Origin of the sequence: Acetobacter tropicalis, assembly GCF_001580915.1 — a bacterium.
GTDB classification, from domain to species: domain Bacteria; phylum Pseudomonadota; class Alphaproteobacteria; order Acetobacterales; family Acetobacteraceae; genus Acetobacter; species Acetobacter tropicalis.
Genome location: NZ_LHZQ01000095.1, coordinates 1 through 2,950 on the forward strand (window position 1 = coordinate 1; position 2,950 = coordinate 2,950).

Consider the following 2,950-nt stretch of genomic DNA (forward strand, 5'->3'; position numbering starts at 1 on the left):
GACTTTCGTACGCCTCGCGGCGCCCGAAACCCTTCAGGAGAGCAGAACGTTCGGTTCCCGACCAGCGATATAAAGAAAGCTGACTTTTACGGATGAAAATCACAATCAATGTAATTCATAATATTTTCTGATATATTAAACATATTAATATATCAGAAAATATCACTTTAGTCGTTATTGGGACGCCCGAATCTCAATGGTAGTAAGGAGTGGCAATACGTAGCTAACATTCCACCTTCTTTTCCATACGAATTCGCGAGACTGCACGCTCGACCCTCTCAAAGCTACTATTTCCACTCTCTACATGACTTAACCAATCGAAATATGCCGGACGTAACGTAGAAGCATGCCATACTGTTGTAAGATACTGTCGAAAACGTTTTGCGCGATTTAGACGGTCAGCAATCGCTAAAGAGTCAATGGTTTCGAGAATTTCATCTCGCACAGTTCCTTCGAATATTGGAGTATCGTAGGACATCGCCTCTAAATACGAAAACTCTCCCATCCAACGGCATAAATGATAGGCACCTACTGTACTTATTCTAAAACTGTCTGGAAGATCACCATGAAGTCCGACGCTGTCTTCTGCAAATGTCACTCTGTCGGGGGTTTCAATAAGCTTTTTGTTATTTGCCCGACGAAGAGCATCTGCGACGCTTCGGCTAGAGAAACCCCAGTTTTGCATTTCCTCAATTAAATTAACGGTAGTAACAAAGCCTTCTTTCGAACGATGAGCTCCACTAGCCATAAGGTAAGCTAAACACATTGGCACAAGAAAATGTTCATCTTCATTGGAGCTTTCTACATCGAAAATATTCAAAGTCCGGGAAGATACTGGATCGAAATATGAATAGTCTCCGAGAAGTGCTGTTTTCCAAAATTCATGCAAAGGAACGATATATCTTCCATCTTTATCCATAATACTTATAATTTTTTCCGCATCAACATTCGGACTTCCAATAAACTGTCTTACAAATTCTATAACAGCTCGAATATCGCCTCCTGTGATGTTAGATAAAAATTCAGTTAATTCTAAGTTTGCATTCAACGAAAAAAGAAGAGCTTTAAGAAAAGTTGCAATGTGAGCAAGATTTAAAGTAATACCTTGTAAACTTTCGGGACGAATTATGCCTTCAGAAATCTTAAGCGCAAAAGTTAAACGTCGCTCAATTACTAAATCAACTCGTGGTGGTGAAATCGTAAAGACCCGATGAGGATAAGCAGTGAGAGCGCCGGACTGCTTTGATTGGAAAAAAGTTTGCGGGCGTATAGCAATGAAAACTGCACACCTCCAATCTCGAGCAAAATTTTGTGCAATTACGAACGCTAACTGCTGCACATCGTAGGGTCGCTGGTCAGCATTATCGAGTACCATTATGACTTGCTGATGACGTGAATTTACAAGATGAGCAACACAGTCTCTGAGATGTCGATCACGCTGTTTACAGCGTTCTTCAAGCATCTCCAAAAATTTTTGGTCGTATAGAGTCTTATTTGTTTCTTTTAAACCTTTATAAATACCAGACTGAAATCGACTTACCTCCCTATTGTAAACAGCGCGCACAAAGCTCTCCTCCGACGTATCAATATTGTATTTCTCTAGGAGTTGATCCTCTACCTCTGATAAAATGTAATCATTTAGATCGGAACTCAATGCGGCTTTTGAGCCCAGATCAATATATATGTAAAAAGCGTCTCTAAACTCTCGAAAAGCACTTACATACCGAAGGTGCTTCAAAAAGGACGTTTTTCCTACCCCAACATCGCCAAGAAGAACAATGGGCCGTTGCAATGCCGCTTCAGTCATAACATCCGGCGTTAAAAGCGGACGGCGTGGACCACTTGATACGGGGGTTACTTTAGGTCCAGCTTCGCTCAACCTGAACAGAGCATCATATCGTGCAGCAAGCATTTGCTTACTGATGAGTGCATGCTGAGATAATGCTCCACTCTCACAATAACACTCTTCGAAAAACTGTTTCTCAACGTCCGGTTGTTCAATTATGTCTGATAAAAGGAGTTCAGAAAGTTGACGAAGTGAGGCCTGCAAATCACTTGAGTAGCGGTGCCGCGGATAGTGCGCGAGTTGACTGGATAACTTTCTTGGTAAGAAATTCTCTTCGCCAACACGTAATATACGGTGTAATCTTTTTTCAGCTACTCCAGCCGGAGACAGCGCCTGCCATATAAGCGGAAAATTTTCAAGAAGCTGATCGTAACCGTTAATCGCTATGCATTTTCCTTCCAACGGAGAAACGCCGTCAGACCGACTGGCTAGAAAAGCTATAAGTTGATGGCCGTTGGTCGCGACAGCGATATCGACACCCCGAGAACTACAATATGACTGTACTTGCGTTATGGCATCTTTTACTTCTCCTTTTAACGCAAGAATGGACTGTAGATCGCTAATATAATTTCCATGGGGGTTAGCCGGTAGATCAAATGAACGACCTACGCGTTTCGCCTCCCATATTACCTTTCTTGGTCTTCCGAGTTCATAATCCGAGTAGGCACGACCTTCAGCAACCTCAAGACGAAATGATTCTCTCGGCCAACCCAAACAATCTGAAATAAGCCTATCAATGATATGAAAACGCGTTTCTGCTTCGTTCCAATCAGGCGAAGAAACACGTATGTGTTCTATCAAGGCAGTTAATGCGCACTTCCCTGAATGTATACTTTTTTCGTCCAGTGAATTCACTTTTCGAGCCTTGATATCTAAGTGTCTATTCCTATTCGCTAACGGAACATAGCACACCGGTAATGTCACCCGGAATTTTTATCATCAACTCTGATTTTCATACTGAGCGGAGCAGGAAGCAAAATGGTCTAATTACACGAGGACGCCCGCTACTATCAATTTCTTGTGACCTGCCTTCATCCTTACTTCGCTCCACATCTTCGGTTTATTGTAAGCATCCGGAGAGAGCCGCGGGCGTAATCAGGCTTT

At 42.4% G+C, this 2,950-nt stretch carries 1 protein-coding gene; it reads right to left on the bottom strand.

Translation table 11 applies throughout. The features are described 5' to 3' along the window. Nucleotides 1–223: 223 nt before the first annotated feature. Nucleotides 224–2,701 (bottom strand): hypothetical protein, encoded by a 2,478-nt coding sequence (locus tag AD944_RS00760; RefSeq protein WP_201785458.1) that lies wholly within the window; start codon nt 2,699–2,701, stop codon nt 224–226. Nucleotides 2,702–2,950 lie beyond the last annotated feature (249 nt).